This window comes from Lactobacillus delbrueckii subsp. bulgaricus (assembly GCF_046938665.1).
GTDB classification, from domain to species: domain Bacteria; phylum Bacillota; class Bacilli; order Lactobacillales; family Lactobacillaceae; genus Lactobacillus; species Lactobacillus delbrueckii_C.
Map to the genome: position 1 here is coordinate 16,827 of NZ_JBKZCD010000015.1, position 26,126 is coordinate 42,952.

25 protein-coding genes and 1 tRNA gene are annotated in these 26,126 nt (G+C 51.8%); 7 read left to right on the top strand and 19 right to left on the bottom strand.

The genetic code is table 11. The annotated features are described in order from the left end of the window. The first annotated feature begins 26 nt into the window (after positions 1-26). Together ACLUXO_RS06980 and ACLUXO_RS06985 are read left to right on the top strand one after the other, a co-directional pair. On the top strand, positions 27-464 hold the full coding sequence (locus ACLUXO_RS06980) for an HIT family protein (RefSeq protein WP_412136921.1): 438 nt from the start codon (positions 27-29) through the stop codon (positions 462-464). A gap of 16 nt (positions 465-480) precedes the next feature. Then, positions 481-831, top strand: coding sequence for a hypothetical protein (locus tag ACLUXO_RS06985; protein ID WP_412136922.1), 351 nt, complete (start codon positions 481-483; stop codon positions 829-831). 69 nt (positions 832-900) lie between these two features. On the opposite strand, the gene ACLUXO_RS06990 is transcribed toward ACLUXO_RS06985, so the two are convergent. Continuing rightward, positions 901-1,317, bottom strand: a complete 417-nt coding sequence (locus ACLUXO_RS06990) for a hypothetical protein (protein WP_279189187.1) — start codon at positions 1,315-1,317, stop codon at positions 901-903. Next, complete coding sequence (locus tag ACLUXO_RS06995; protein WP_279189186.1) at positions 1,318-2,247, bottom strand: dihydroorotate dehydrogenase; 930 nt, start codon at positions 2,245-2,247, stop codon at positions 1,318-1,320. 272 nt (positions 2,248-2,519) lie between these two features. On the opposite strand from ACLUXO_RS06995, the gene pyrF reads away from it, so the two are divergent. From pyrF to ACLUXO_RS07010, 3 genes are all read left to right on the top strand, one after another. After that, a complete protein-coding gene (gene pyrF, locus ACLUXO_RS07000) occupies positions 2,520-3,242 on the top strand; it encodes an orotidine-5'-phosphate decarboxylase (protein ID WP_412136923.1) in 723 nt (240 codons plus the stop codon). Further along, on the top strand, positions 3,232-3,855 hold the full coding sequence (gene pyrE, locus ACLUXO_RS07005) for an orotate phosphoribosyltransferase (protein ID WP_279189184.1): 624 nt from the start codon (positions 3,232-3,234) through the stop codon (positions 3,853-3,855). Before pyrF ends, pyrE begins: the two co-directional genes overlap by 11 nt. Before the next feature lie 126 nt (positions 3,856-3,981). After that, a complete protein-coding gene (locus tag ACLUXO_RS07010; RefSeq protein WP_412136924.1) occupies positions 3,982-4,908 on the top strand; it encodes a peptidylprolyl isomerase PrsA in 927 nt (308 codons plus the stop codon). Between the two features lie 73 nt (positions 4,909-4,981). On the opposite strand, the gene ACLUXO_RS07015 is transcribed toward ACLUXO_RS07010, so the two are convergent. The 10 genes from ACLUXO_RS07015 to ACLUXO_RS07060 all read right to left on the bottom strand — a co-directional run bounded on the left by ACLUXO_RS07015 (position 4,982) and on the right by ACLUXO_RS07060 (position 17,224). Further along, the gene (locus ACLUXO_RS07015) at positions 4,982-6,067 is read right to left on the bottom strand and encodes a prephenate dehydrogenase (protein WP_412136925.1); all 1,086 of its coding nucleotides are present in this window, start codon (positions 6,065-6,067) and stop codon (positions 4,982-4,984) included. 41 nt (positions 6,068-6,108) lie between these two features. Further along, the gene (gene aroA / locus ACLUXO_RS07020; RefSeq protein WP_412136926.1) at positions 6,109-7,398 is read right to left on the bottom strand and encodes a 3-phosphoshikimate 1-carboxyvinyltransferase; all 1,290 of its coding nucleotides are present in this window, start codon (positions 7,396-7,398) and stop codon (positions 6,109-6,111) included. Between the two features lie 52 nt (positions 7,399-7,450). After that, positions 7,451-7,978 (bottom strand): hypothetical protein, encoded by a 528-nt coding sequence (locus tag ACLUXO_RS07025; RefSeq protein WP_412136927.1) that lies wholly within the window; start codon positions 7,976-7,978, stop codon positions 7,451-7,453. After that, positions 7,978-9,144, bottom strand: coding sequence for a chorismate synthase (gene aroC / locus ACLUXO_RS07030; protein ID WP_412136928.1), 1,167 nt, complete (start codon positions 9,142-9,144; stop codon positions 7,978-7,980). The genes ACLUXO_RS07025 and aroC overlap by 1 nt, the downstream gene beginning before the upstream one ends. A gap of 99 nt (positions 9,145-9,243) precedes the next feature. Beyond that, on the bottom strand, positions 9,244-9,780 hold the full coding sequence (locus ACLUXO_RS07035) for a shikimate kinase (protein ID WP_270447606.1): 537 nt from the start codon (positions 9,778-9,780) through the stop codon (positions 9,244-9,246). A gap of 415 nt (positions 9,781-10,195) precedes the next feature. Next, complete coding sequence (locus ACLUXO_RS07040) at positions 10,196-11,146, bottom strand: 3'-5' exoribonuclease YhaM family protein (RefSeq protein ID WP_412136929.1); 951 nt, start codon at positions 11,144-11,146, stop codon at positions 10,196-10,198. Next, entirely contained in the window at positions 11,139-13,565 is a 2,427-nt protein-coding gene (locus tag ACLUXO_RS07045; protein WP_412136930.1) for an AAA family ATPase, read from the bottom strand. The genes ACLUXO_RS07040 and ACLUXO_RS07045 overlap by 8 nt, the downstream gene beginning before the upstream one ends. Then, the gene (locus ACLUXO_RS07050; RefSeq protein WP_412136931.1) at positions 13,562-14,767 is read right to left on the bottom strand and encodes a metallophosphoesterase family protein; all 1,206 of its coding nucleotides are present in this window, start codon (positions 14,765-14,767) and stop codon (positions 13,562-13,564) included. Before ACLUXO_RS07050 ends, ACLUXO_RS07045 begins: the two co-directional genes overlap by 4 nt. 2 nt (positions 14,768-14,769) lie before the next feature. Beyond that, positions 14,770-15,123, bottom strand: a complete 354-nt coding sequence (locus tag ACLUXO_RS07055; RefSeq protein WP_412136932.1) for a YlbF/YmcA family competence regulator — start codon at positions 15,121-15,123, stop codon at positions 14,770-14,772. A gap of 43 nt (positions 15,124-15,166) precedes the next feature. After that, positions 15,167-17,224 carry a transglycosylase domain-containing protein gene (locus ACLUXO_RS07060; protein WP_412136941.1) on the bottom strand — a complete coding sequence of 686 codons (2,058 nt, stop codon included), beginning with the start codon at positions 17,222-17,224 and terminating at the stop codon, positions 15,167-15,169. 170 nt (positions 17,225-17,394) lie between these two features. On the opposite strand from ACLUXO_RS07060, the gene ACLUXO_RS07065 reads away from it, so the two are divergent. Beyond that, entirely contained in the window at positions 17,395-18,243 is an 849-nt protein-coding gene (locus ACLUXO_RS07065) for an RluA family pseudouridine synthase (RefSeq protein ID WP_412136933.1), read from the top strand. Positions 18,244-18,337: 94 nt separating this feature from the next. On the opposite strand, the gene ACLUXO_RS07070 is transcribed toward ACLUXO_RS07065, so the two are convergent. The 7 genes from ACLUXO_RS07070 to ACLUXO_RS07100 all read right to left on the bottom strand — a co-directional run bounded on the left by ACLUXO_RS07070 (position 18,338) and on the right by ACLUXO_RS07100 (position 25,599). Next, positions 18,338-19,249, bottom strand: coding sequence for a ketose-bisphosphate aldolase (locus tag ACLUXO_RS07070; RefSeq protein ID WP_003613944.1), 912 nt, complete (start codon positions 19,247-19,249; stop codon positions 18,338-18,340). A gap of 125 nt (positions 19,250-19,374) precedes the next feature. Then, the gene (locus ACLUXO_RS07075; protein WP_412136934.1) at positions 19,375-20,079 is read right to left on the bottom strand and encodes a L,D-transpeptidase; all 705 of its coding nucleotides are present in this window, start codon (positions 20,077-20,079) and stop codon (positions 19,375-19,377) included. A gap of 174 nt (positions 20,080-20,253) precedes the next feature. Then, complete coding sequence (locus tag ACLUXO_RS07080; protein WP_412136935.1) at positions 20,254-20,823, bottom strand: sortase; 570 nt, start codon at positions 20,821-20,823, stop codon at positions 20,254-20,256. Then, positions 20,820-21,614, bottom strand: coding sequence for a hypothetical protein (locus ACLUXO_RS07085; protein WP_412136936.1), 795 nt, complete (start codon positions 21,612-21,614; stop codon positions 20,820-20,822). Before ACLUXO_RS07085 ends, ACLUXO_RS07080 begins: the two co-directional genes overlap by 4 nt. Positions 21,615-21,893: 279 nt before the next feature. Beyond that, positions 21,894-23,444: a Rib/alpha-like domain-containing protein gene (locus ACLUXO_RS07090; RefSeq protein WP_412136937.1), complete on the bottom strand. Its 1,551-nt coding sequence runs from the start codon at positions 23,442-23,444 to the stop codon at positions 21,894-21,896. 15 nt (positions 23,445-23,459) lie between these two features. Continuing rightward, positions 23,460-24,311 (bottom strand): NAD(P)H-hydrate dehydratase, encoded by an 852-nt coding sequence (locus ACLUXO_RS07095; RefSeq protein WP_412136938.1) that lies wholly within the window; start codon positions 24,309-24,311, stop codon positions 23,460-23,462. A gap of 1 nt (position 24,312) precedes the next feature. Further along, the gene (locus tag ACLUXO_RS07100; RefSeq protein ID WP_412136939.1) at positions 24,313-25,599 is read right to left on the bottom strand and encodes a D-alanyl-D-alanine carboxypeptidase family protein; all 1,287 of its coding nucleotides are present in this window, start codon (positions 25,597-25,599) and stop codon (positions 24,313-24,315) included. Between the two features lie 99 nt (positions 25,600-25,698). Between ACLUXO_RS07100 and ACLUXO_RS07105 the strand changes: the two genes are divergently transcribed. Continuing rightward, positions 25,699-25,782 (top strand) — tRNA-Leu (locus tag ACLUXO_RS07105). The last annotated feature ends 344 nt before the right edge of the window (positions 25,783-26,126 follow it).

Genomic DNA, 26,126 nt, shown 5'->3' on the forward strand with positions numbered 1-26,126 from the left:
CATTAAAATTGATCAGAGGTAACACAATGACTAAGGCTGAATTAATTGACGACTGTTTATTCTGTAAGATTATCCGTGGCGAAATTCCCAGCTACACCGTTTTTGAAAATGACGACGTGAAGGCCTTTTTGGACATTTCCCAGGTCAACGAAGGCCACGTATTGATGGTACCAAAGAAGCACTTGACCAACTTCTTTGACTACAGCGCTGAAGATGCCAGCCGCTTTATGCAATACGTGCCGGAGATCGCCAAGGCCATCAAGGCTTCTGACCCGCGAATCCAGGCGATGAACATCACCAGCAACAATGGTGAAGTTGCCGGCCAGGTGGTCATGCACTCTCACATCCACTTCATCCCCCGCTGGGAAGGCGACGGCATCAAGTTCTTCACCAGAAACAATGCCGACCAATACGACGAAAAGAAGTACCAGGAAGTCTGCGACCGGATCAAGGCCCAGTTTTAACTGAGGGGGAAGAAAAATGCGGAATTTCAAGCACTTTGGCCTGGGCTTCTTGCTCGGGGCAGCAGCAGGGGCGGTCTTCGCCTTTTTGCCAGATGAAAACGGCAAGAGCACTAGGGAATATCTCAAAGAAGACGCGGAAGACTTCAAAGAAAGCCACAAAGACCTGCAAGACGGCCTCTCCCGGGCCCAGGAAGCCGGCAGCCGCTTAGCCAGTGAATTGCCAGCAGCTGAGCAGATGGTCAGCGACCTCAACACCGACGTCGACCGCTTCAAGCAGGAAGCTGACGAGGAAATCGCCCGCCTGCAGGCCAAGATTGACAGACTGAGCAGCGAGCTCAACCAGGACCTGAACGAGAGCGAAAATTAATCAGAACATAAAAAAGTGTTGAATGATTACTCTTACCATGAAGTAATTACTCAACACTTTTTTCTTGCTCTAAACATATCCGCCATGGATAGTATCGTTTACTTGCAGTATGTCATACCGTTCAACGGCAATCTTTATCTTAGATCCAATTTTGTCATCAGTGATTCCTTGATTGTCAGGTTCTAGATAAAAAATATTATTTTTGGCATCTTGCAAACGTCTGAAGAATACATCTCCAATTTTTTGATTTTTGCCAAGAATAAATTCTTCCCCCGTTTCACTAATTTCACCCAGAATACCAATCTTGACATCATAAGACTGACCTACTTTTACAAAGTCAAAATCATTATTTCCGAGCAAATCAGAATCGTCAAAGACCGTAATTTCACTACCATCTGGTGATCCAAGAACTATATCCCTGGTAAATTCATATTGGACTATTTCTTTAACCTTATACATGTACTCTCTATAGTAATTCTTAGCCATTTAAGCCTTATTTGACTGCCACTGGCCAACCAAGCTGGTAACGTCACTTGCGCCCATGTCCGCCAAAACTGCTGGCAGACCGTCAACTACGTGCTTGATGGCCAATTTGTCATGGAAGGCCATGCTGCCGATCTGGACAGCGCTGGCCCCAGCCAAGATGAATTCAGCCGCGTCTTCCGGGCTGTTGATCCCGCCGACTCCGATGATCGGCAGACTAGTTGCCTGCTTGACCTGGGCCACCATGCGGACAGCCACTGGCTTAACCGCTTGACCGGACAAGCCGCCAAAGTCATTGCCTAAAACCGGCCGCCGGGTCTTTAAATCAAGGTGCAGGCCCAGCAAGGTGTTGATCAAGGTCAAGCCATCAGCCCCGCCTCTTTCCGCCGCCTGGGCAATTTCCACGATGCTGGTAACGTTTGGCGTCAATTTCACGTATACCGGCAGGTCCACTTTTTCCTTAACCAGGCGGGTGATCTTTTCCACCATTTCCGGCACGATGCCAAAAGTCATCCCGCCTTCAGACACGTTCGGGCAGGACAAGTTAAGCTCTAAAGCGTCCGGCTTGGCCGCGGCCAGAATTTCCGCGACTTCCACATAGTCTTCCACGCTTTCCCCGCCCACGCTGGCCAAAATTGGCAGGTCCGGGTGCTTTTCTCTTAAAGCCGGGATCTTTTCACTAGCCACGACCTCAGCGCCTGGGTTGGTTAAGCCTACGGCGTTCATGACCCCGTCAGCAAGCAAGGCAATCTGCGGCTGAGGGTTGCCGGTCCGGGAATGCCGGGTGGCAGTCTTTAAGACGATCGCCCCCATCTCGTCCCAGTTAAAATTCTCTGGCAAGTCGCCAAAGGCAAAGGTCCCACTCGCTGGCATTACCGGATTCTTCAGCTTCAAGCCTGGCAGTTCAACAGCCAAATTAACTTCTGCGGTCATTTTTCCTCCCGTGTGACTTCATGTGACTTCTTTAACTTTTCAATTCGCCAAAATTATCCTACAAAAAAATAAAAAAGGCAAGCTGGCCGGGCCCTTGATTTTTCAGAAAGTTCGTGATAGGCTTTTGTTAACTGAGCTTTAATTGGTACAGAGAGACCACAAGCAGCACAATCTTTTTGATATGCACGCATTCTGCCCGCCTGGGGTCTCTGTAGACTCTGGCGGGCTTTTCTTATGCGGTCATACGCGCTTTGTAAATTTAAGGAGTCGCAATGAACAAACCGTTATTTATCGCTTTGGACTATGATGATCAGGAAAAAATGTGGCTGTTCCTCAACCAGCTGAAGGACAAGCAGGGCCTGCACGTCAAGCTGGGAATGGAAATGTTCTACCAGTACGGGCCGAAAATTGTCCGTGATTTGTCCGCCAAGGGCTACCAGATCTTCCTTGACCTCAAGTTGCACGACATTCCCAACACCGTCAAGCGGACGGCCCACCAGCTGGCTGCTTTGGGCGTTTACTGCACGACTGTCCACGCCCTGGGCGGCAAGCAGATGATCCAGGCCGCTAAAGAAGGCCTGATCGAAGGTACCCCGGCCGGCAAGCCGGTGCCAAAGCTTTTAGCCGTGACTGAACTGACTTCCATCTCTGAAGAAGTCTTGAAGAATGAACAGCACTGCTCACTCAGCCTGGCTGACGAAGTAAAGAGCCTGGCCCACCAGGCCCAAGAAGCCGGGGCTGACGGGATCATCTGCTCACCACTAGAAGTCAAGGCGATGAAGAGTGAATTCAGCGACGACTTCATGTTCGTCACTCCGGGCATCCGGCCAAAGAGCTACCAAAAAGACGACCAGGCCCGGGTGGCAACACCTGCCCAGGCGCGGGAAAACGGGTCAACCGCCATCGTTGTCGGCCGGCCAATCACCCAGGCCGCTGACCCGCAAAAAGCATATGAAGAGATTTTGAAGGATTGGAGCAAGAACGATGCAAAATAACGAAATTATCCGCCAGCTGATCGACAAGAAGATTGTGACTATTTCCCCAGACAAGGACTTTGTCTACGCCAGCGGGATGCACTCCCCGATCTACACTGACCTGCGGCAAACCATCTCCTTCCCGGAACTGCGACAGGCAATCGCTGAAAACCTGGCCGCCTTGATCAGGCAAGAATTCCCGGAAGTTACGGTGATCGGCGGTGTCGCTACGGCCGGCATCCCGCACGCCGCCTGGGTTGCCCAAGTCATGAACCTGCCAATGGTTTACGTCCGCTCTAAGCCAAAGGACCACGGCCAAGGCCGGCAAATCGAAGGCCGCCTGTCCATGGACGACCACATCGTTTTGATCGACGACCTCATTTCAACTGGCGGCAGCGTTTTGTCAGCCGTGCAAGCAGTCAAGGACACCGGCGCCCACGTTGACGGGGTCAGCTCAATCTTTACCTACCTCTTGCCAGACGCTGACGAAAACTTTAAGAAGGCCGGCACCAAGTTTGCCCCGCTTTTGAACTACCGGGAACTGATTGAACAAGAAATTGCTGAAACGGTCAGCGAAGAACAATATAAGGAATTGTTGGCTTGGCACCAGGATCCTTGGAACTGGAAGCGGTAAGAGCTAGTAAAGAAATTCCTAAGAAAGGCGGATTTTTTCATGAACTTTGCCTCCAGTAACTCTCTAGCTGGAAAAATATGTTATATTAGTAACCAGTACGTATGAAGGATGTGGAGATTTAATTTTATGAAAAAGCATTTGAAGAAAATCGCCGTTTTGGCAGGTGCCGCAGCTATCGGTCTGTCCACTGCCGCTTGCTCAAGCAGCTCAGCTACTGTAGTTAACTACAAGGGTGGCAAGATCACTCAGGACGAATACTACGAAGCTATGAAGGACACTTCAGCCGGCCAATCAACTTTGGTCAGCCTGATCATCTACCGCACGCTGAAGGCCCAATACGGTGACAAGGTATCTTCAAAGAAGATCGACGCCGAATACAACAAGTACAAGAAGCAATACGGCTCAAGCTTCAGCACTGTTTTGAGCTACAGTGGCTTGACTACTAAGTCATTCAAGCAAAACCTGGCAACCAACCTCTACTCAGTTGCCGCTTTGAAGGACTTGAAGAAGCCAACTGCAACTCAAGAAAAGAACTGGTGGAAGAGCTACCACACCAAGACCACTGTGCAACACATTGTAGTTGCCAAGAAGTCAACTGCTGAAACTGTCATCAAGAACTTGAAGAGCGGTACTAGCTTCGCTACTCTGGCTAAGAAGTACTCAACTGACACTGCTACCAAGAAGAAGGCCGGCAAGCTTGCAGCCTTCGACTCAACTGACACCAGCTTGAGCAGCACTTTCAAGTCAGCTGTTTGGAAGCTTAAGGAAGGCGAATACACTACCACGCCAGTTAAGACTTCAGCCGGCTACGAAGTCATCAAGGTTTTGAAGACTACTGAAAAGGGCTCATACACTAAGAACAAGAGCTTCATCGACAAGCAGCTCTACGCTAAGTGGGCAGCTGACTCCAACACGATGACCAAGGTTATCAGCAAGGTTCTGAAGAAGGCCAATGTCAACATCAAGGACAAGGACCTGAAGGACAAGAACCTGCTGGCTAACTACTTGAACTCATCATCTTCATCATCAGCATCATCATCCAGCGCAAACTAATGCGGGCTGACGATTAGATGATAAAAAGACGCGATTCAAACGATCGCGTCTTTTTTCTTTGTTTATTTTGATGCTACTTTTTCATTTCATAAGCGGCCAGGATTTCCTTAGCCTGCCGGCGGTCGGCCTCTCTGGCAAAAGTCAGTTGCAGGACCCCGTCGATTTCTTCTCTGATTTCCAGAATCTGCAGGCTGACGATGCTGATGCCAGCTTCGGCCAGCAGGCGGGTCACATCAGCTAAAGCGCCAACTTGGTCGGGAATATTGACAAAGAGGTCGTAGTGGCCTGGCGCTGCCCCGACCTGGTCTGGCCCCAGCTTGTCCCGGCTGATTTTAGCCTTTTGGAAAAAGTCATAGAGGGCTGCCGCATCCCCGGCTCTAATCTCTTCAGCTACTTCCTGGAGCTCAGTCTGAAACTCTGCCAGCTGCTTCAAAATGTCCTCTGAATTGTTCAATAAAATCTGGCTCCACATGGTCGGGTCTGATGAAGCAATTCTGGTGATGGACTTAAAGCCCCCGGCAGCCAGCCTGGTTCCTAGCGGCTGGCCAGCAAAAGTCTCTTCAGTCTGGTTGACCAGGCCGGCAGCGATAATGTGCGGCAGGTGGCTGATCTGGGCCACGATCTTGTCATGTTCTTCTGCCGTCAGCTGCAACCATTTCACTCTAGTGGCTTTAAGCAGGTCTTCTAATTCCGGCAAGCGCTCAGCTGACTGGTCACTAGCTGGGATCAAGAAATAAAAAGCATTCTCGAAGAGCAAGGCCCGGCCGGCCCAAACCCCGGTTTTATGCGACCCGGCCATGGGGTGACCGGCAATAAAGTCGACCCCCTTTTTGGTCAAGGCTCGTGCCTGGTCAACAATCGCTTGCTTGATTGAGCCGACGTCAGTTACCAGGACTCCCTTTTTCAGCTCCATCTGGCTTAATTGCCGAATATCTGCCTTGATGGCTTCAACTGGTCCGGCCAAGATGATGTAGTCCGCCCCTTCTGCCCCTTGTAAACCTGGAAATACTTGGTCAGCCAATTGCTGGCTTAAGGCGTATTCCTGGGTTTTAGGGTCGGGGTCAGAGGCCAGGATTCTGATATCCGGATGCCCCTCTCTGATTGCCCGGGCCAGGGAGCTGCCGATCAGGCCCAAGCCCTTGATAAAAACTGTCGTCATTGCTATTCCTTCTGTTTTTGTTTTTGCTTGCTGTCTATAGATTACCTAACCAGCTTTTCCAAGTCGCTGAAAAAGCCCGGGTATGACACTGAGATGCTGTCTTCATTAGCCAGACGAAGCGGTTGCTCGCTCTTTAATGCCGCAATGGCCGCCATCATCCCCAGCCGGTGGTCGCCGTGGCTGTCCAAGGTGTCATCTTTGACCTGCCAGTTTTTCCGGCCCTTGATGATCATCCCGTCTGGCAGTTCCGTGATTTCTACGCCCAGTTTGCCTAATTCCTGGCTAACCGTCTTGATCCGGTCAGTCTCCTTGACTCTGAGCTCCTCTGCTCCGCGGATCTCGCTGGTTCCCTCCGCGCAAGCCGCTAGCAGCGCCACCAAAGGCAATTCATCAATGACGGCCGGGATGTCTTCCACCGTCAACTTAACTGGAGCCAGCTGGCTGGTTTCAATCGTCAAGTTGCCCAATTCTTCACCCTTGCTTGGCACTTGTTCGATGGAAATTTTTGCTCCCATCTGCGCTAAGACCTTGACGATCCCTGTTCGGGTCGGGTTGAGGTTAACGCGGGACAAAGTAACTTTTGAATTTGGCACGATGGCTCCGGCCGTCAGCCAAAAAGCCGCCGAAGACATGTCACCGGGCACTTCCACTTCCTGGCCCAGCAATTCTTGCCCCGGCTGGACATGGATGGTTAAATTGTCAGCTTCAGTTTCGATATCCGCCCCAAACTGCCGCAGCATGATCTCAGTATGGTTTCTGGTCGGCAGCTTTTCGATGATGGTTGACGGGCTATCTGCTTCCAGGGCGGCAAAAATCGCCGCGCTTTTGACCTGGGCGCTGGCAACTTCCAGCTGGATTTCCGCCCCGTGCAGCTTTTGCCCCTTGACCGTGGCTGGCAGGGTTCCGGCCGGGCTCAAGGCAATCTCTGCCCCGAATTTAGCCAAGGGCTGGCTGACCCGCTTCATCGGCCGCTTGCTTAAAGAAGCATCCCCGATCAATTGACTAACAAAGGAGCTACCGGCCAAAATTCCCAGCAAAAGGCGGGTTGTCGTGCCGGAATTGCCCATATCTAAAGCTTTATCCGCAGCCTTAAGTCCGTTTAATCCTTGCCCGTGAACGAGCAAGTTTTCTCCTTCCCGGTCAATTCTGACCCCTAAATCCTGGAAGGCCTTGACCGTGGTCAAGCAGTCCTGGCCGGGCAAAAAGTGCCTGATCCTTGTCTCGCCTTTGGCTATCGCCCCCAGCATCACGGCCCGGTGGGAAATGCTTTTGTCGCCGGGAACGGTTAAGCGGCCAGAGAGGCCATTTGGGGCCATCGCTAATTCTTTCATGCTTTTTTCTTTCTCTATTTTCTTGTCTGTCTTCGTATTTTGCCTAAGTTTACTACTTGATCTGGTAGACGCACCAGACCATGGGAATTTTGATCCGGGCGAGGACTTTTTCAAAAGGGCGCAGGGTCACGTTCTGCTCATTGGTTAAAACGTACTGCCCCCGCCGGCGGTATTCCTGGTAGGCCAGGTACTTGCTGGGACAGGTCACAATTTCTGCCTCTGGCACGTACTGGAGGAGCAGCTTGGCCACGGCGGCATGGGTAAAGGCTAAGCGGTTGTGGACATAGGAATTTTCCAGCAGCAGCATAGGGTTCAAGTTCATGACAAAGGCTTCTTTTAAACCCAGCTGCTTTTGGTAAAGGTAGTGCATGTCCCCCCAGGCCAGGCCCAGTTTCTGGGACTGAAAAGCTGCCGGGATCACGAGATAGTCACCAGCTAAGTCCGCCAGGTTTTCCAAGATGTCTTCAAAGCTGGCATGGCCGATGATTTCGATATCTGCTTTATCTTTATTATTTTCCCGGTAAAAAACTGCCGCCTTCCAGCTGTCGGTTGCCTCCGGCCCTAACGTGTGCAGCCTCACTAGTATTCCCGGCACTCCTGCCGGTAGCGGGCCAGTTCTTCTTGCAGTCTCTGCAGGCTGCTGGATTCAAACTGGTCACAGATGGCCTTGGCCAACTCCAGGGCAATTACGCTTTGAATAACCAGGGAGGCCGCCACGATTGAAGTCGTGTCTGACCGCTCGACGCTGGCCAGGTGCTTTTCCTTAGTGTTGATGTCCACCGTCTGCAGGGGCTGGTAGAGGGTCGGAATCGGCTTCATGGCTACGTTCATGACTACTGGCATCCCGTTGGTCATTCCTCCTTCAAAGCCGCCCAGGTGGTCGCTGAGGCGGCTGAAGCCTGCCCCCTTTTCCCAGTCGATCTGGTCCATGACCTGGCTGCCGAATTTGGTTCCCAGTTCAAAACCATCCCCGAAGCTGACCCCCTTCATGGCATTGACGCCAACAGCGGCCGCGGCAAGCTTGGCGTCCAGTTTCGTGTCCCAGCTGACGTAGCTGCCCAGCCCTGCCGGCAGGCCAGTTGCTACCAGGCGGATAATCCCGCCTAAGGTGTCACCATTTTCCTTAGTCTCTGAAATCAGCTGATGCAACTCTTCCACCTTGTCCTGGTCGATAACGTGCATGTCATTTTGCAAAATCTTCTGCCGGATCTCACTGACGTCCAGGGGCTTTTCAGAATCGGCTTCTACTGGCCCGACTTGCGCCACATAAGCCACCAGGTCGATATCCAGCTGCCGCAAAAACTGCTGGGCGATATTGCCCAAGGCTACCCGCAGGGTAGTTTCCCGGGCTGAGGACCGCTCCAAAACATTGCGCAGGTCCCGGTGCCGGTACTTCATCCCGCCGACCAAGTCCGCGTGGCCTGGCCGCGGGTGCACGAGTTTCCGCTGGGAGTTTTCCGCCGTTTCCTCAGCAGTTGGCGACATGATCTCGCCCCAGTTGCCATGGTCCCGGTTCTTGACCACCAAGGCTACCGGCCCGCCTAAGGTTACCTGGTGGCGGACCCCGCCGACGAATTCAACCTGGTCTTTTTCGATCTTCTGCCGGTCACCCCGGCCAAAGCCCCCCTGCCGCTGGCTTAAAGCAGCGTTGACTTCAGCAATGTCGATCTTCAGGCCCGCCGGCAGGCCTTCAATAATCGCCGTCAATTGTGGTCCATGGGATTCCCCCGCGGTTAAGTAGTACATGTGAGCTCCTTTGTTTCTATGCTTTGTCTTTTGTGTTTTCTCTTTTTACTTTGTTTCTTTTTTGCCATTTGCTTTTTTCTTCAACAATCATGGCAAAAGTTAGCGGACAGCCGTCATGAGATCGTCTTCTTCATTCCAGGCCTGGCAGAAGTCCAGGATCTGCTGGCAGATTTCCTCCGGGGTCAAGTGGTCAGTCTGGATCTTCAAGTTGGCCACCTGCTCGTATCTTTCCTGCCGGCTGGCCTTGAGCTTGGCCATGCCCTCTACGTCCAGGCTGTTGGCAAGCGGGCGATTCTTGTCATTGCCGATCCGGTCAACGATGGTCTGGATCTCCGCGTCCAAAAGGATTACCGGAGCACCGGAGTTGATCAGGCAGGCCGCGTTATCGTCCCGCATCGGGGTTCCGCCCCCGGTCGTGATCACCGCGTCTTTGCCAATATTGGCCAGCAGGGCCCGGTGCTCGCAGAGGCGGAAGTGGTCTTCGCCGAACTTGGCAAAAATTTCCGGGATGGTCAGCTTTTCTCTTTCCACAATGGCCTGGTCTAAGTCGATCTGCAGCTTATTCAGCTTTTTCGCCAGCAAATCGCCAACCGTCGTTTTCCCGCATGCCATGAAGCCAACTAATACAATTCTCATCTTGTCCACTCTTTCTAATCTAAAAAATAAAAACCACCTGTTTGGAAGACGTCTCCAATCCAGATGGTTGCATATCTATAAAAAAGTGGGCCCTTGCCCCAGCCATGCTAGATTGAATGTGTATCTAGCAGGCTCAACAAACATTGGCTAGCTGAGATACGAACGTCTCGCGTCCGTATCCGCGGACGCTTTAGTCGAAATAAGCATAGCCATAAAAGAAACTAGTCATGTTTGTCTTGAGCAAGTTCATTGTTAGATCCTCTCTTTTTAAATGATTTTTTAATTAAAGTAATTAAACCATCTCTCATTTAGTCTGTCAAGAGTTTAATCTAAAAAATCAAACAAGGAAAGAGAGAAATATATAAGGGAATAGAAAAACAGGAAAATATAGAAAATAGAAAAAGAAGAATTTTTCCTATCTTTCCTGTCTTGGCCGGTAATAGCGGCGGCCGTCCTGGGACATCAGCGGCGGGGTGAATTCGCCCGGCTTGGTCGTGGACAGTTCAGTCGTAATGGCGTTGACCGCCGCGTCCAGGTCGTCGATCCGGTGCAGAAGCTCTGCTTCAAGCAGCGCCGGCAGTTTTGGTGACCCGTACTCATAGCGGCCGTGGTGGGATAAGACCATGTGCCGGAGCAGTAGCAGGTCTTCACTGGCCAGGTCGATTTTCAGTTCCTGGGCAGCCAGCATCAGCTGCTCATCGATCAAAACCAGGTGGCCAACTAAATTGCCTTCTGCCGTGTACTGGGTCGCGACCGGGCCGGACAATTCCAGCACCTTGCCCATGTCATGCAAGATGCAGCCGGCATAAAGCAGAGACCGGTTGACGGCTGGGTAGTTGTCAGCCAAACCTCTGGCGTCTTTCAGCATGGTCAAAGTGTGGAAGGCCAGACCGCCTTTGTAGGCGTGGTGGTTGGACTTGCCAGCCGGGTAAGCGAAGAAGCGGCTGGACCACTTTTTCAAAAGGAAGTCCACCAGGTCATGCCAGTTCTTATTGTCGATCTGGGCCACAAAGGCCTTGATCTCCTTCTCCATGTCATCTGCCTTTTCCGGAGCAGAGGCCACCAATTGGCTCAAGTCCACCTGGTCGTCCGGGCTGACCGGATGAATGCTGAACAGCTTGATCTGGTCATGGTTGTGGTAGTCCTCAATCATCCCTGAGGCCTCAACCACCGTGCCGGCGTTGAAGCGGCTGGCATCCTCAGCCTTAGCCTGCCAGTAATTGGCCCGGATGCTGCCGGAAGAGTCAGCCAATTGCATGAGCAGGTAGTGCTTGCCCCTCTTATCTTGGCGCAGCTGGGAATTCTTGACCATCAAGACCAGGTCAAATTCTTCCCCTTCATTGTAATCCAGCAAACGTTTAAGCATCCTGCTCCTTCTTTCTGTATCTGATTGGCGCGCAGCTGACGGCTTCAGCCAAGTCTTCTCTGGCCGTAAAGACCAGGATCTGCTTGTCTTCGCTCATCTTCTTGAGCATGTCCACAATGTAGCCGGTCCGCGGGCCATCGAAGTTGACGAATGAATCGTCGATCAAGACCGGCAAGTCGATCTTGTCCTTGATCTGCATGACAAAAGCCAGTTTCAAGGCAAAATAGAGCTGTTCCTGGGTCCCCCGGGACAGGTAGGCCAGGGGGATCTTCTTTTTGTCTTTTCTGACCACCTTGAGCGGGGTCTTCTTGGACAATTTGGCCGGCAAAAGGATTTCCCGGTAGCGGCCGCCGGTCAAAATTTCCAGGTATTCCTGGGCTAATTTCAGCATCTTCGGGAAGCGGTCATTTGAGGCCAGATCCAGGGTCCGGCCAATGACTTCCCCGGCCAAAAGGCTGGCCAGGTAGTCCTGGCTGTCTCTTCTGAAGCTGTCGGCGATTTCAGCTAATAGCTGCTTGTCTTCCGCCACCTGGCTGGAAGAAGCATAGCGTTTTTCCTCAGCCAAAAGGTTGGCCATTTCCTGCTGGCGGGCTGAGACAGCTCTTTGCTTGTCAGCCAGCTCTTTTTCCAGCTCCGGCTTTTGCCCCAGCAATTTACTTGCATCCAGGCCATTTTCTTCAAAAGCCGCTAACTGGTCACCCAAGTTGTTCTTCAAAGCAGTGATCTGGGCAGATAAAGCCTTTTGTTCTTGCAGCTTTTGCGCTAATGCCTGGTAGGCTGCCAGGTTTTCTACCCCGGCAGTCTGGTAGATGGCCAAAAGCTGTTCAGTTAAAGCACTGATTTGCTTTTGGTAGTTCAAGTTGGCCGCCTTGACCTCCTGGCTGGCCCTTAGAGCCGCACTCTCAGCTTCCACCTGCTCTTCCAAGCGGCCCAGCTGCTGGCTGACAGCTGTAAGGTCACTGCCATCCAAGCCCAATTGCCGGGCCAGGTCAGCGGCCTGTTTTTCTTTTTGAGCGAGTTCTGCCTGGGCATTTTCCAAGTCCCGCCGGTTGATGGCCAGGTCCCGGTAAGGGGCAAGCAAGGAGTCGACCTTAACGCTGGCATCGATACCGTACTTTTCCTTAAAGGCTCCCGCCTTGTCCGGCCCCTTGGCGGGCTTTTTGAAGTAGGCATAAGCCGCTAAAGCCGCGCCGGCAAGGATTAACAATATTGCCAAAATCCGGTTTTGCCCGATCAAAGCCAGGCCAATTACCGCTACGATCAAGCCGACATATGGCGGCAGGGTCTTTGGTTTTTCTTCAGTTTTCTGACTGTCTTCCCAGTCAGCCTGCATCTGCTGGAACTGGTCCATGGATAAATCTGCCACTTGCGCTAAATGCGGGGTCAATTCTAAGAGGCTGGCCTGCTTTTCTTCCAGCTGCCCCACCTGCTGCTTGAGCATTTCCAGGCTCTGGCTGATTTGCCCCAGTTCCTGCCGCCAGGCCCGGACCTGGTCCTTTCTTTTGGCCAAAAGGGCTGGGTCAACCGCTGCTTTTTCTTCCTTGATGGAAGCCTTGAGGGCCTTGATCTGGGCACTAAGGTCCAGGGCCTTCTGGTAGAGCTCCTGGTCAAAAGCTACCGGGCTGACCTGCTTTTTCAGGTCCAGATAAGTCTGGTAGTTCTGCACCTGCTCCAGCTGCTTGTCCAGCTTCTGCAAACGGCTGGAGATTTCCTGGACCTCTTTTTCCAGCTTTTTAGCTGCTTTTTCTTCAGCCAGCCGCTGGCCTTCCAGCTGCTGGTAGGCATCGAATTCCTGGCCGTCAGCGGCCACCTTGTCTCTTTGCTCAGCTAATTTAAGCAAGTCCTGGTTGACCGGGGCCTTCTTCCCGCTTGGCTTGAAGAGGTCCTTGGCTTCCTTGTCAAAGTCAGCCCGGATGGCCAGAAGCTGGCTGCTCTGGGCCGCCCCCAGATAGTAGATGTTCTCCAGGATCTCGCCTTCAGACAGGGAGCTGACCTGGCGGAGGAGGTCTTCGTTAAAGATAAAGCTTTCAGCGTAAAAGCCCCCGTCGATATTTTGGATCTGGTCGTAAAAGAGGCTGGCCGGGACTTCCTGGCCGTTTAACAGGACCTTGACTGCCCCGGTCTTGCTCTTGTCCCCCTTGCTCCAAGTCCGCTCTAAGACATATTCCCCTGCATCGCTAGTAAAGACCAGCTGCCCGCCCATCGGGTAGCTCTTGGTCAAGGGTTCGTAGTCTTCAAAAAAGACTGAGCTGGTATTTTTCAAATTGAAGCCAAAAAGAATCTGCTTGATGAAGGCTACGGTCGTGCTCTTGCCGGCCTCATTGCCCCCGAAGAAGGCTGCTAAATTGCCCTCTGGCAGGTCAAAAGTCTCCTGGCTGAACTGGCCGAAATTGTAAATTTGAATCTGCTTGAGTCTCATTCTTCTCCCCCAGTCATTGCCTGCAGGCGGCTGGCCAGCTTGACGGCGACCAAGTCCCGGACCTGGCCGCGGAATTCCCCATCCTCTAAAAGCCGGCGGGCATATGGGTCCTTCTTGGCCCAGGAAGCGGCCAGCTGCTGGATCTTCTCGTCAGTCAAAACTTCTGCTTCAGCAGCAGCCAGGGCTTCCCGGTCGCTGTTGTTGAGGCTGACCAGGCCCCGGACGGATAAGCGGACGTCAACCAATTGTGCTGGGGCTAAAGCCGCGGACAGACCAGCCCAGGCCTCCTGGTCCTGCCAAAGGTCTATTTCTTCACTGGTCAAATATTCTGAGCCCGAAATCTTCAAGCTGAAGTAAGTCTTGCCTTGGATGTTTTCTTGCAAAAGTTCCAGGGCTTTGGCATGCAGGCTGCTCTTATCAATTGCCTGGTCCAGCTCTAAACTCAGCTGCTTCCAGGTAATCGGCGCTGTTTGGACAAAAGTCAGGCTGGTTTGCCCGCTGGTCTCATCGACTTCAGCCAGGTAGCAGCCCTTCTCCCCCAGTTCGCCGACATCCCGGCCTTGGATGTTGCCGGGGTAAACAATTAGCGGCTTCTCGCTTAAAATTTGCCGGGCGTGGATGTGACCGAGAGCAAAGTAGTCATAGCCCAGTTCCTTCATCTGGCTTAAGTCAAAGGGAGCGTAAACATTGCCGCTGGCCGCTCTTTGGGCCGCGTGCATTAGGCCGATGGTATAGCCCTCTTTTTCCGGGAACTGGTCCAGGAGGTCAGCTTCAATATGGTTCTGGCTGTAAGAGAAGCCGGTCACATTGTAGGCAAAGCCAGTCTTAGTCTTAAAAAATTCCCGGGCAACTTTTTCCTGGTCGCCCAAGAGGCAGAAGTAAGGACTGTTTTCGACCAAGAGATCCTGCCGGGTCATGTAATCGTGGTTACCGAAGATCATGACCACTTGTATCTGGGCGTCAGTCAGCCGCTTCACCTGCCGGGCTAAAAAGAGCTGGCTGGCCGGAGACGGCTTGTTTGAGTCAAAGGTATCGCCGGCGATTAAAACCAGGTCGACCTGCTCTTTTAAGGCCAGGTCCACGATCTTGGTCAAAGACTGGGCAGCTGACTGGCGGATTTCAGCATATTCCCTGTTTGGCAAAAAAGATAGTCCACGAAAGGGGCTATCTAAGTGCGCGTCAGCTAAATGAATGAATTTCATGATTAGGCTTTTCTCAAATCCTCGTATGCTTCAGACAAAGGCTGGCCGATATTCTTTTGTACGTCGTTGAGCAGGGTGTAAACAGCTTGTTCGGCCAAGAGCATGCTTTGCAGGGTGGTGTTTTGGCTGACCCGTTCGTTCAAGCTCTTGAAGTGGTCTTGCTGCTCCTCAGTCAATTCCTTGCCGGTTTGCTGGGCTTCCATGATTTCCATTTGGGCCGCGTCCAGTTCCTTGAACAAGGCCAGGCTACCCTCATCCGCCTTAACAGCGTTCATGGCTTCCTTCAAAGCCAAAAATTGCTGGGTTTCCCGCAAGTCGTTAGCTAATTGGTTGGCAGTGTCGTAAATGTTGACCATTTTTTCTTTTCTCCTTTTTTATTCCATAAAAAATTCTGTTTGCTTATTTTCCAGTAATCTTATTGTACCATGACTTAATCGTTGATTCGGCATTCTTTACCCCATCGCTGATCGATTCTTTCAGCTTCTTGCTCCAGTCCGAAGAACTTGAAGAAGAGCTGCTTGTCCCATTGCTTTGGGCCATGGAGTCAGCTGACTGGACGGTAAAGCTGGTCTGCTTGCTGTAAGGAAGGATCCGGGTCATTTCGTCTTTATAAAGGGTGGTAATCCCGGTTTCTGAAATCCCCTGCATGTAGTGGCTCTTGTCGGTCTTGTCAAAGCCGACCCAGGTAGCCACGACCACGTCCGGGGTGTAGCCGACGATCCACTGGTCCTTGGTCCCGTATGCAAAAGATACTTCAGTTGACCCGGTCTTGCCGGCTACTGAGTAGCCAGACGGCTTGGCGTTAACGGCCGTCCCGGAAGTGAAGACGCTGAGCAGCATCTGGGTCATTTCCTTGGCCGTGTCAGCTGAAATAATCTGGCTGGTCCCAGTATTGTTGTTTTCCGCGATCACGTTGCCGCTGGCGTCGGTGATCTTGGTGATCATGTATGAGCTGTCCGGCAGCTTCCCGCTGTTGGCAAAAGCTGAGTAGGCCCGGGCCATCTGCAAAGGACTGACCCCGGTGGACACCCCGCCCAGAGCTAGGGCCAGGTTCTGGTCACTCTTGGAGACGGTAATGCCGAACTTCTTCAAGTATCTGACCCCGGTGGACACCCCGATCTTGTTTAAAAGCCAGACAGCCGGGACGTTCTTGGACTGGGCCAGGGCCTGGTACATCGGAATCGTGGTCGAGTACTGGTTGTCGACGTTGACCGGCTCATAGCCGTTCTTGCCGAACTTCTGCCGCTTGTTGGAGAGGTCAGAGTCATAGTGGTAGCCGTTCTCCAGAGCCGGCGCGTAGACAGCCAGGGGCTTGATGGCACTGCCGGGCTGGCGCTGCATCTGCGTGGCCCGGTTGTAGCCTCTGAAAACGTGCTTGCCGCGTCCTCCGACCAGGGCCTTGACCGCCCCGGTCTTGGGATCCATGGCCACGCTGGCCCCTTGGGCCCGGGCCGTGCCGGCCGGGTTGACCGGGAAGTTGTACTTGTTCTTGAAGCTGGCCTGCATGGACTTCTGGTAGTTCTGGTCCAGGGTCGTGTAGATCTTCAGCCCCTTGCTCATGATCTCGTTTTCGCTTAAACCGTACTTGCTGATGGCTTCAGAGATGACGGCGTCAAAGTAGTAAGGATACTTGTAGCCGCTGGTCGCCTTATAGGTATCGACCAGGTTCATCCCCTCTTTTTTGGCCTTGTTGGCAGTCGTCTGGCTGATGGACTTGTTGTCGACCATCAGCTGCAGGATCAGGTTTCTTCTGGAAACCGAGTGCGAGAGGGAATCGATCGGGTTGTAGTAGGAAGGGTTCCGCAAAATACCGGCCAAGGTTGCCCCTTCAGCCACCGTCAATTGGCTGGCGTTCTTGCCGAAATACTTGCGGCTGGCATCCTGGACCCCGTAGACCCCGTTGCCAAAGTAGGCGTTGTTGAGGTACATGGCCATGATCTGCTTTTTAGAATAGACCTTGGTCACCTGGATGGCATAGAACATTTCCTCCACCTTCCGGGACAGGGTCTGCTGCTGGGTCAAAATGGAGTTCTTGACCAGCTGCTGGGTGATGGTCGACCCACCCCCGGCGATATTGCCCCCGTGGATGACATAGCTGACCGCCGCCCGGAGGATGCCCTTAGGACTGATCCCGATATTGGTCCAGAAGGTCCGGTCTTCTGTAGCGACTACGGCCTTTTGGACATTGGGGGAAATCTTGCTCAAGCTGACATAGGTCCCCTTGCCGGAAGACACGGATCCGGCCTTTTTGCCATTCTGGTCATAGATAACCGTGGTCTTGGCCAGGGAAGCCTGGAGGTTGGACAGGTTGGCTGTTTTGACTTTAAAGGTATAATAAGAAGATACAGCTAAAAAAAGGCTCAAAACGATCAAAATCACCCATCTTAGCAGTTGGAAGCGGTAGTTGATCCTTTTCAGCCATCCCCACAAGCCCTTTTTGGGCTGGGAGTCGTTCATTTGTTTACGCGCTTTGCGCCTGTTTTCCATTAATATCTGCTCCTTCGTTAGAACGTGGTCTAAACAGTTTGATTTTATCATAAAAGCTGGCCGCGGCTATCCTGCAAGGAGCAAGTTATCCATTTCTTAATTGCGCTAACAAGGTTTTTAGAAAGAAAATAAATCCAGCCATGATCTATCATTTCAGCTTAATCTATCCCGCAGACCGTCCACCAGTTTCCGTCAGCGACCTCTTAAGGCAGCTCTTGATTCCCCGCAAATGGCGGCACTATCTTCGCATTGAGCAGCAGGTTTTAGTCAATGGCCAATACCGCAGCTTCAACCAACTGGTCAAGGGCAATGAAAAAGTCGACCTTTACTTAGACCAGGTGGAATCCCTGCAAGGAGACTACCCGGCCAGCGGTAAAATGCCAAAAGTTGTCTACGAAGACGAAAATGTTTTAGTCATCGACAAGCCCAAGGGGCAAAAGACCCACCCCAACCAGGGGGAAAACGGAACGGCACTTAATGATTGCGCCAGCTACTTAGGCTACAGCCCCTACATCGTCCACCGCCTGGACATGCTGACAGGCGGGCTCTTGCTGGTCGCCAAAAATCCGGCGGTCGTCCCGATCTTAAACCGGCAGCTGACCAGCAAGACCCTAAGACGAGACTACCTGGCTACGGTCGACTTAAACAAAGAAATAGCATCTCAAGGCACAATTGACCTGCCGATCGGGCAAGACCCGTTTGATCAAAGAAAGAGGCAGGTCAGAGCTGACGGCTTAAGAGCAGTCAGCCACTTCCAGGTCTTAGCAAAAGACGAGGAGAAAAAGCAGGCTAAACTGCTGGTAACTTTGGAAACCGGCCGGACCCACCAGATCCGGGTCCACTTGTCGGCATCAGGCTGGCCGATCGTGGGCGATCCCCTCTACAACCCAAATTTTGCCGGTGAAGACTTAGCTTTAACTGGCTGGCGGCTCTCCTTCGTCAAGCCCTACAGCTTTGACCAGGTTACAGTCAGCTTGGACAAAAAATAAGCACACAATTGAATAAGAGCAAAAGAAAAAGGCCCTGTAGCAGCAAATGCTGTTACAGAGCCTTTTCTCATGAAGAAAATTCTGAAGCTTCAGATTATTCTTCGTTAAGTGAGCTTCTGTCGAATGAAGCGTCAGCTTCCTTGTCGTCGATTGATGGAGTACCCATCCAGCTGATCATTTCCTTCATTGAGTCAGTGATAGCTTCAGTACCTGGCAAGAGCAGCTTACGTGGGTCGTAACCCTTCTTGCTCTTGTCTTGGTCCTTGCCTTCTTCGATGTACTTGCGAGTAGCTTCTTGGAATGCAAGTTGGAATTCAGTGTTGATGTTGATCTTTGAGATACCCAAAGAAATTGCCTTTTCGATTTGGTCTTGAGGAATACCTGAACCACCGTGCAAAACAAGTGGAGTTTCAGGAACAGCTTCAGCGATTTCCTTAAGACGGTCGAAGTTCAAGCCGCTCCAGCCTTCTGGGTAAACACCGTGGATGTTACCGATACCGCAGGCAAGCTTGTCAACGCCAGCAGCTACGAAGGCCTTAGCGTCTTCTACTGAAGCAAGTTCGCCGGCACCTTGGTTTTCACCGATCTTGCCGATTTCAGCTTCAACAGAAATGCCGCGTTCGTGAGCCAGCTTGATGATTTCCTTGGTCTTGGCCAAGTTTTCTTCAGTTGGCAATGCGTGGCCGTCGAACATAACGCTTGAGTAACCAAGCTTGATACATTCAATAGCTGAGTCGTAGTCACCGTGGTCCAAGTTCAAGATAACTGGAACTGAGATGTTCATAGCGTCCATTGAGTCTTCTACCAAGTCCTTAACGAGCTTGTAGCCACCCATGTACTTAGCAGCACCAGTTGAAACTTGAATCAACAATGGAGTTCTGGTTTCTTCAGCACCACGAAGAAGAGCGCGGGTCCATTCCAAGTTGTTAGTGTTGTAGGCACCAACAGCGTAGTGTTCCTTACGAGCCTTCTTAAAAATGTCATTACCGTTAACGAAATAAGCCATAAAAATACCTCCTAAGCTTCTTACGACTCTATTGTACCCAATAATGAATATTTGAGCAAACAAATTCTTGCTTGTAAGCGCTTTATACCAAAAATATTTGTGTTCGCTTTCTCTATGCAGATTTCCTAACGCATTTTGAGGACAACCTTGCTGCCAACTGGCAGGCCCCCGTTCGATCTTTGCTCATAGATCCACTTGGCATCGCTGACTGACAAACGAACGCAGCCATGGCTGTCCGGCTTCTTGCCCAGGGTGGTCAAGTGGGCTCCGCCCTTGTAGCCATAGTGGTAGTTGCCGGCCTTGACCCCGGAATTGAAGTTGTTGATCGGGACTGAGTGGAAAAGGTAGACCCCGTGCTGGTGGTAGGAGACGTAATAGCGGGCCCCTACCCCGTTATTATTGTAGAAGACCTCGCCGGCTTCTTCCTGGATCCGGTAGTTGCCGACTGGGGTCCGGCTTTCTCCGTTCTTCTTGATCGCACCCGGAGAAGCGTACATGGTGTAGATGACTTTCTTGCCGGACATGACATAGGCCCTGGCTCCGAGAATTGACACCCGGATCCAGACATTCTTGTACTTGCGCAGGTCAGGGTACTTGCGCTTGGTTTCACTGGAGTAGAGATAGTAGTGGCCAGTCATGGGACGCATGTCACTCGGGTCAGCATAAGGTCTGTTATTTTCTTTTTTTGCGACCCGCTCCTTCTTCGGGGGGTGCTCTTGAACCTTGCTTTTGCCGCCGACTTCCGGCAGGGTCTCAAAGATTGGAATGATCATCAAGCAGGCGATTATGGCAATCAGCAGTATTCCGACACGTTTATGGGCCTTGTTCATCAATTACACTCTTTTCTTGATCTTCTTTTTATAACTCTGCAATCGCCAGCAAAGCGATTTCACAAAGAATTAAGCTTATTATCTTACAAAATACATCAAAAACCTAGTCAAACCACTTCAGTTTGCCCGAATTTTAACGAAAAAGCAATCCAAAATGGATTGCTCGTGAAAATCTTATTTGGTTTGTAACAAATGACATCTAACTGTAAAACGAGTCGTGCCATCATAAGTACAAGTGAACAGGCTCAGATCGTACTTGCTTTGCACCATCTTGCTGATGGCCGTCGGCTGCAGGACTTCCATTTTCTGGACCTGGTAGACATAGCGCTGGCCGGCCACGGCTTCAAAATAGACCTTGTCGCCGACTTTCAGCTGGTTCAAGCGGCCAAAATGGTTCACGAAATTGTGCCCAGCCACGGTCCAGTCCCGGTCCTTTGCCGTCCCCGTATAAGTCGCCGGGGAAACTTCCAGCTGGCTGAAGCGCCACTTGCTGGCTACCGGCAAAGTCAGATTTAAAGTCGGGAAATTAAGATAGCCGCTGTAGGCTGTTCCGTTGACTTTAATCGCGTCCTTGCCAGATTTCTTTGCTTTCGCAGTTTTTGGCGCCTGCTCGATCGTCCGTACGATTGCCTTGGCAGAACTGCCGGCGCGGTAGTCTTCAATTAAGTTGTGGGCCAACAGTAAACCGGCCAGCAAGATAAAGATGGCTCCTAGCGCCATTTTGCTTCTGCCTTTTTTTCTCATTTTTCACCTTTCTTCTGCTCAGCCCAGCCCCAGACAAACAGGGTCAAACCTGCCAAAGCCAAGAGTGGGATCGGCCAGTTTAACTGCCCCGTCTGCGGCAAGCGCGGAGTTTGCGGCAAAGTTGGAACCGTGCTGCCAGTTGCCGTCTTGCTGGTCTTCTTCTTGGCCGTAATGGTTGGCGTACCAGGATATTGCGGCTTGCTGGAGACCTTTCTGTTACTTGAGCTTGAAGACGACGGGGTGCTTGGCGTGTTAGGCGTAGCCGGTTTAGACGGCGTCTTCTGGGCGTCTTTCGGCTGGGCTACGATATTGTTGACCGTCTCCCCGTCAATCTTATATGGCAAGACCAGGCAGAAGGGATTGATCTTCTCATAGCCCGCCGCGCTGGTCGTTTGCACTACCAGGTAAACCGCGTTTGACTCCAGGCTGATTGAGGCATCCCCGCTGGAGGAAATTTCCGCCATTTGCGCGCTAAGCGACTTGCTACTGACATAATCAGCCAGGCGGCTGGCAAAATCCGCCGTCATTATCTCATTTTGCGACATGCCAGCAATATCTTGACTCATTTTAGCAAAATCACTGGTATATTGAAACTTTTTCGCTGAATCAAGCTTGGCTACTTGATAAACGACCAAATTCCCGCCGGAAATCGCCTTGCCTGTTTCCTGGTCCCGCATCTGCACCGTCAAAGAGCCGGTATCCGCTGCCTGGACAGGATTAACCGCGGTAAAAGCTAGAAGCAAGCTGGACAAGGCCACTAACAGGCTAAAAGTTTTCGCTTTGAAAAACAAGCCATCCACCATCTTTCTATTTATGTAATTGTATGCTCTTGCCTGCCGATGTTCCTTAACCAGCTGGATCAGCCAAATAAAAAGCAACAGGAACAGCAAGGCCACTACACTATAATATAGTATACGATAACCCTGCCCATTATTGTAATACTATAACAATCACTGATTTGCTTCTATGAAAGCAAAAAACAGGGCTCTTCCACATCGTGTGAAAAAGTCCTGTTTACTTTTACATTAACAAGCATATTGCTTGTTTGACCAAAAATACTGCTAAAAAGGCTACTTGTACTTGATAACAACCTTGGTACCCACCTTCAGCTTGCCTGAAGTCCGTTGACCGTACAGCCAGCGGGCGTCACTCAGGGTCAAGCGGATGCAGCCATGAGAGTCAGGCTTGGTCCCCTGCACAGTCAAATGGGCATTGCTGCCGACGCCGCCGTAGCCATAGTGGTAGCCCTTGTAGTAGACGCCAGAGCCGTAGTTGTTGATCGGCACGCTGTGGAACAAGTAGTCATTGCCGTAGTAAGCCAGGTAGTAACGAGCTCCTACGCCGTCTGAGGAGACAAAGGATGGGCCGTAGGCTGCCTTGATAGAGAAGGTGCCACGCGGCGTGTCGCTTTGGTACTTGCCGTTAACCATTTCAAAACGGCCGGCTGAAGAGTACATGGTGTAGATGACCTTCTTGCCGCTCATGACGTAAACCCGGTTGCCCAGGATGGAAACCCGGATCCAGACATTCTTGTAGTTGGCCAGGTTCGGGTAAGCCCGCTTCTCACTTGACTTGAAGTAGTAGTCCCCAGTCTTGGCCCGCATATCAGCCGGGTCATAGTAAGGAGCGTTGGCTGGCTTGTGCAGAACCCGCTTGTAGCTGACCTTGACCGTAACATTCTTGGTCTTGCTGGTCACTTTCTTGGCCTTAACCTTAGTGGTGCTGCGCTTGTAGCCACTTATAGCAGGAACCTTATAACCCTTCCAGGTCCCTTTTGACCACTTACCGTAGCTCTTTTTTGAGCTCTTGGAAGTCTTGGTCAATTTGCCATCAGTATAGGTTTTAGTCGTCGTGGTGGTGGTCGTTACCGTTCTGGACAGCTTAACCTTTTGAGTGATGGTCTTGTTCTTGCCCGGCCGGTCCAGGATGATCTTCCGGGTCTTGGTTACGTACTGCTTCTTCTTGCTCTTCTTGACCGACTTCTTGGTCGTCACGACTGAAGACACTTTAACCGTGATATCTACCGTGTCGGTTGACTTGTCAGTGTAAGTTACTAAAACAGTCCCCTTGACCGTGCCAGCCTTGGCCGTGTTTGGTGCCTGCTTCCAGGTCACGCTGGCCACGTTCTTAAGGCTGGAAAGGTTGCTGATGGCATCACTAGCTGACAAAGTCTTGCCCACCTTGACCGTCAAGCCGGTCTTAGCTACTGGGCTGTTCTGGCTGGCATAATTGGTTACTACCAAGTCGACTGCAACTTCGCTGGTCGTCCCGTCAGTATAAGTGATGACTACCGTTGCCTTCTGGCTGCCGACAGCTGACACGTCTGGCGTGGTCTTCCAGCTGTAACCCTGAACGCTCTTTAAATCAGCCTTGTTGCTGATGGCGTCAGAAGCATTCGGCAGAGTTCCCACAGGCGTGGTCAGCTTCTGTCCCTTGGCTTCCCGCTGGTTTAAAGCAGTTGACGTTTCCGGCGTGTCCGTCGTATTGGTTGACGTATTGGTCGTCGTCTCTGCCGTCTGCGCCGTGTCCGTGTCAGCCAAGGCTGCTTGGCTGCCCAGGCCACTGGTCAGCAGGGTCAAAGCTGCTACTGAAAGCAGGGTAAGATACTTTGACTTTTTCATAATTCCCTCCGATATCTAACAGGTGCTCAGGCGCTTCATCAAGCGCGGCATATAAGCAGAAATTTGCGTTGGCCGCACCAGGTAGGAGGACTGGTAAAGGTCGTCCCCTGCCCTTGAGTGGCAGTAAACTGCTGCTAAAACGCTGGTCAGCTTGGGGCCAAACTGGCCAAGAAAAGCGGCAATAATTCCAGCTAAAGTATCGCCCATTCCGCCCGTAGCCATTCCCGGGTTGCCGGCTGAATTGCGGTAGATTTCACCTGTAAAAGCATATACTCGCGTTCGATGTGCCTTCAAGACTAGTATAACATTTTTTATTTTGCCCGAGAACAAACGCGAAAGTGCCGCTTGGTTGGCCTGGTCTTCCTGGTCAGCAATCTTGATCCCGCTCAGCCTCTGCCACTCCATCTGGTGGGGCGTCAGAATGACCAGGCCGGCCTGAAGTTTTTTCAGCAGGTCAGGCTTTTGGCTGAGCAAGTCCAAGGCACTGGCGTCAAAAACAATAGTCTGGTCAGAACCTGCATGCTGGCAGACCGCTGCTAAAATTTCCCAGGCTTTTTCCTCCAAGCCCAGGCCCGGCCCGCACAAAACTACATTAGACCGGGAAATCTGCTCAGTCAGATCCGAATTGTAGTCAAGCACGGCTGCTTCTGGCAGGCGGGCGTGGAGGGCGGCAAAATTGACCGGGTCGGTTGCTACCGTCGTCAGACCCGCCCCGGAGTAAACCGCGGCTTCGGCGGCCATGCTGATGGCTCCGCCATACTGGTGATTTCCGCCAATCAGCAGGACCCGGCCGTAATTGCCCTTGTGGCTTTCTGCCGGCCGGGGGCGGACCACCTGCCGGGCTAAATCTTCATCAATGCTTTTCATCTTACTTGCTGCCAAAGATGCTCCGCCACAAACGGACGAAGAAGTTGGCCTCCTGGTTGTCCTGAGTTGCTACAGCTGGGGCAGTCACCGTCTTGCCACTAAGAGATGGCAATTTGCCGCTAGTTGCTGAGAACTTGTAGCTGGCCACCTTGTTCCCCTTCTTTACAGGGGCTGAAACAGCAGTCTTGGATAAGGAAGTCTGCAGCTTGCTGCCCTGCTTGGCCCAGATAGTCACTGTCTTGCCCAAAACAACCTTGCTGCTGGTTTCCTTGCCTTCTGGCACCTTGACCGTGTTGGCCCCGCTGATGCTGGACCCCTTCTTCAAGGTTACGGCCGTGTAGTTCTGGTAGACATAGTGCATCAATTTGGCCGTCTGCACGAAACGGGACGGGTCCTGGCTGTTTGCGTGCTTGGCACCCAAAACCACGGTGATGATCCGGTGGCCGTTTTTCTTCACAGTCCCGGCAAAGCAGGCACCGGCCTTGTCAGTCGTCCCAGTCTTCAAACCGTCAACTGGCAGATCCGAGTAGTAGCTGCTCAGCCCCTTCAGCATCCAGTTCCAGTTGGTCATCTGGCTTTGCGTTGAACCGGATGAGAAGGTAGTGCTAGTGATTGAAGTCGTCTGCAAGACTTCCGGGAAGTCCTTTAAGAGCTTCTGGCAGACGATGGCCATATCAGTGGCTGACATTTCGTTTTCAACGTCCTTGCCCACGCCCGAGTAAGCAGCTGAGCCAAGGTTGCCATTAGCCAAGCCGCAGGCGTTGTAGATCTTGGCGTCCTTAATCCCCCAGCTGGTCAAAAGCTTCCGCATCTTTTTAACAAAAGTTACCTGGTCGCCGCTGACAGCCTCGGCCAGGGTCATGGCTGCCCCGTTAGCGGATTCGATCAAAGTGGCCCGGTAAAGCTCCTTGATCGTGTAAGCATGGCCACTAGTTAATGGCACATTGGAATACTCAGTGTTCTGGCTGATCTTGGCAATCGCGGCCGTCGGCTTAGCCGTACTGGTCCAGGACAGCTTGCCCTCTTTAATGGCCTGCAGGGTCAGGTAAACCGTCACCAGTTTGGTCATGGAAGCAATCTGCCGCGGGGTCGTGGCATTCTTGGCATAAAGGATCTGCCCGCTGTCGGCATCAACGGCAATCGCGGCCTTGACGTCCAGGTTCAGGTCCTGCTGCTGGTAGTTGGCGGTTGCCGCCGCAACCGGCGCGGCCTGCCAAATACTTATTCCGGTCAGTAATAATCCGCTGGCTGCCAGACTCAGCAGCGCCTTTTTGATCTTTTTTAACAAAATCGCTCCTCTTTTCAAAAAAAATTACGAAAATTTCGAATTAGCACTTCCATTTTACCAAATTTTTGCTATTATTAAATATGTGCTGAGGCACGAGATGCCCACTTGGCGGAATTGGCAGACGCGCAGCGTTCAGGTCGCTGTTCTGGCAACAGAGTGAAGGTTCGACTCCTTTAGTGGGCATGAATGAATAGCTGGGACGTCCAGCATGGGAGTTTTAAGAGCTGACCTAAGGGTCGGCTCTTTTTTTGCTTCCTGGATTTTTCCAGCTCTTTGAGCATAGCAAATCTAGCAGAACTTACTCCTAAGAAAGAGTAAATTTTTTCTAAAAAGACAGAAAATAGACAAAAAAGAAGATCTCCCTCAAAAAAGGAGATCTTCTTTTGATGTTACTAGTTATGCAAAACTATTAGTGAGAAGCACCTGAAGTAGTGTCTGGTGCAGTTTCTGGAGATGAAGCACTAGTAGTTGCTTGAACTTGCAAAGCGTCAGCCTTGTCTTCTGAGTGGCCGGATGCACCTGAAGCC

What these genes read in the sequence shown, in the direction of transcription:
- aroC (WP_412136928.1), bottom strand. Translation starts at nt 9,144, where the DNA reads ATGTACTACTTAACCGCGGGGGAATCCCATGGACCACAATTGACGGCG.
- ACLUXO_RS06980 (WP_412136921.1), top strand. Translation starts at nt 27, where the DNA reads ATGACTAAGGCTGAATTAATTGACGACTGTTTATTCTGTAAGATTATC.
- ACLUXO_RS07040 (WP_412136929.1), bottom strand. Translation starts at nt 11,146, where the DNA reads ATGCTTAAACGTTTGCTGGATTACAATGAAGGGGAAGAATTTGACCTG.
- ACLUXO_RS07070 (WP_003613944.1), bottom strand. Translation starts at nt 19,249, where the DNA reads ATGGCTTATTTCGTTAACGGTAATGACATTTTTAAGAAGGCTCGTAAG.
- ACLUXO_RS06990 (WP_279189187.1), bottom strand. Translation starts at nt 1,317, where the DNA reads ATGGCTAAGAATTACTATAGAGAGTACATGTATAAGGTTAAAGAAATA.
- aroA (WP_412136926.1), bottom strand. Translation starts at nt 7,398, where the DNA reads ATGAAAGAATTAGCGATGGCCCCAAATGGCCTCTCTGGCCGCTTAACC.
- ACLUXO_RS07055 (WP_412136932.1), bottom strand. Translation starts at nt 15,123, where the DNA reads ATGGTCAACATTTACGACACTGCCAACCAATTAGCTAACGACTTGCGG.
- ACLUXO_RS07080 (WP_412136935.1), bottom strand. Translation starts at nt 20,823, where the DNA reads ATGAGAAAAAAAGGCAGAAGCAAAATGGCGCTAGGAGCCATCTTTATC.
- ACLUXO_RS07065 (WP_412136933.1), top strand. Translation starts at nt 17,395, where the DNA reads ATGATCTATCATTTCAGCTTAATCTATCCCGCAGACCGTCCACCAGTT.
- ACLUXO_RS07060 (WP_412136941.1), bottom strand. Translation starts at nt 17,224, where the DNA reads ATGAACGACTCCCAGCCCAAAAAGGGCTTGTGGGGATGGCTGAAAAGG.
- ACLUXO_RS06995 (WP_279189186.1), bottom strand. Translation starts at nt 2,247, where the DNA reads ATGACCGCAGAAGTTAATTTGGCTGTTGAACTGCCAGGCTTGAAGCTG.
- ACLUXO_RS07090 (WP_412136937.1), bottom strand. Translation starts at nt 23,444, where the DNA reads ATGAAAAAGTCAAAGTATCTTACCCTGCTTTCAGTAGCAGCTTTGACC.
- ACLUXO_RS07095 (WP_412136938.1), bottom strand. Translation starts at nt 24,311, where the DNA reads ATGAAAAGCATTGATGAAGATTTAGCCCGGCAGGTGGTCCGCCCCCGG.
- pyrF (WP_412136923.1), top strand. Translation starts at nt 2,520, where the DNA reads ATGAACAAACCGTTATTTATCGCTTTGGACTATGATGATCAGGAAAAA.
- ACLUXO_RS07050 (WP_412136931.1), bottom strand. Translation starts at nt 14,767, where the DNA reads ATGAAATTCATTCATTTAGCTGACGCGCACTTAGATAGCCCCTTTCGT.
- ACLUXO_RS06985 (WP_412136922.1), top strand. Translation starts at nt 481, where the DNA reads ATGCGGAATTTCAAGCACTTTGGCCTGGGCTTCTTGCTCGGGGCAGCA.
- ACLUXO_RS07015 (WP_412136925.1), bottom strand. Translation starts at nt 6,067, where the DNA reads ATGACGACAGTTTTTATCAAGGGCTTGGGCCTGATCGGCAGCTCCCTG.
- ACLUXO_RS07035 (WP_270447606.1), bottom strand. Translation starts at nt 9,780, where the DNA reads ATGAGAATTGTATTAGTTGGCTTCATGGCATGCGGGAAAACGACGGTT.
- ACLUXO_RS07010 (WP_412136924.1), top strand. Translation starts at nt 3,982, where the DNA reads ATGAAAAAGCATTTGAAGAAAATCGCCGTTTTGGCAGGTGCCGCAGCT.
- ACLUXO_RS07075 (WP_412136934.1), bottom strand. Translation starts at nt 20,079, where the DNA reads ATGAACAAGGCCCATAAACGTGTCGGAATACTGCTGATTGCCATAATC.
- pyrE (WP_279189184.1), top strand. Translation starts at nt 3,232, where the DNA reads ATGCAAAATAACGAAATTATCCGCCAGCTGATCGACAAGAAGATTGTG.
- ACLUXO_RS07045 (WP_412136930.1), bottom strand. Translation starts at nt 13,565, where the DNA reads ATGAGACTCAAGCAGATTCAAATTTACAATTTCGGCCAGTTCAGCCAG.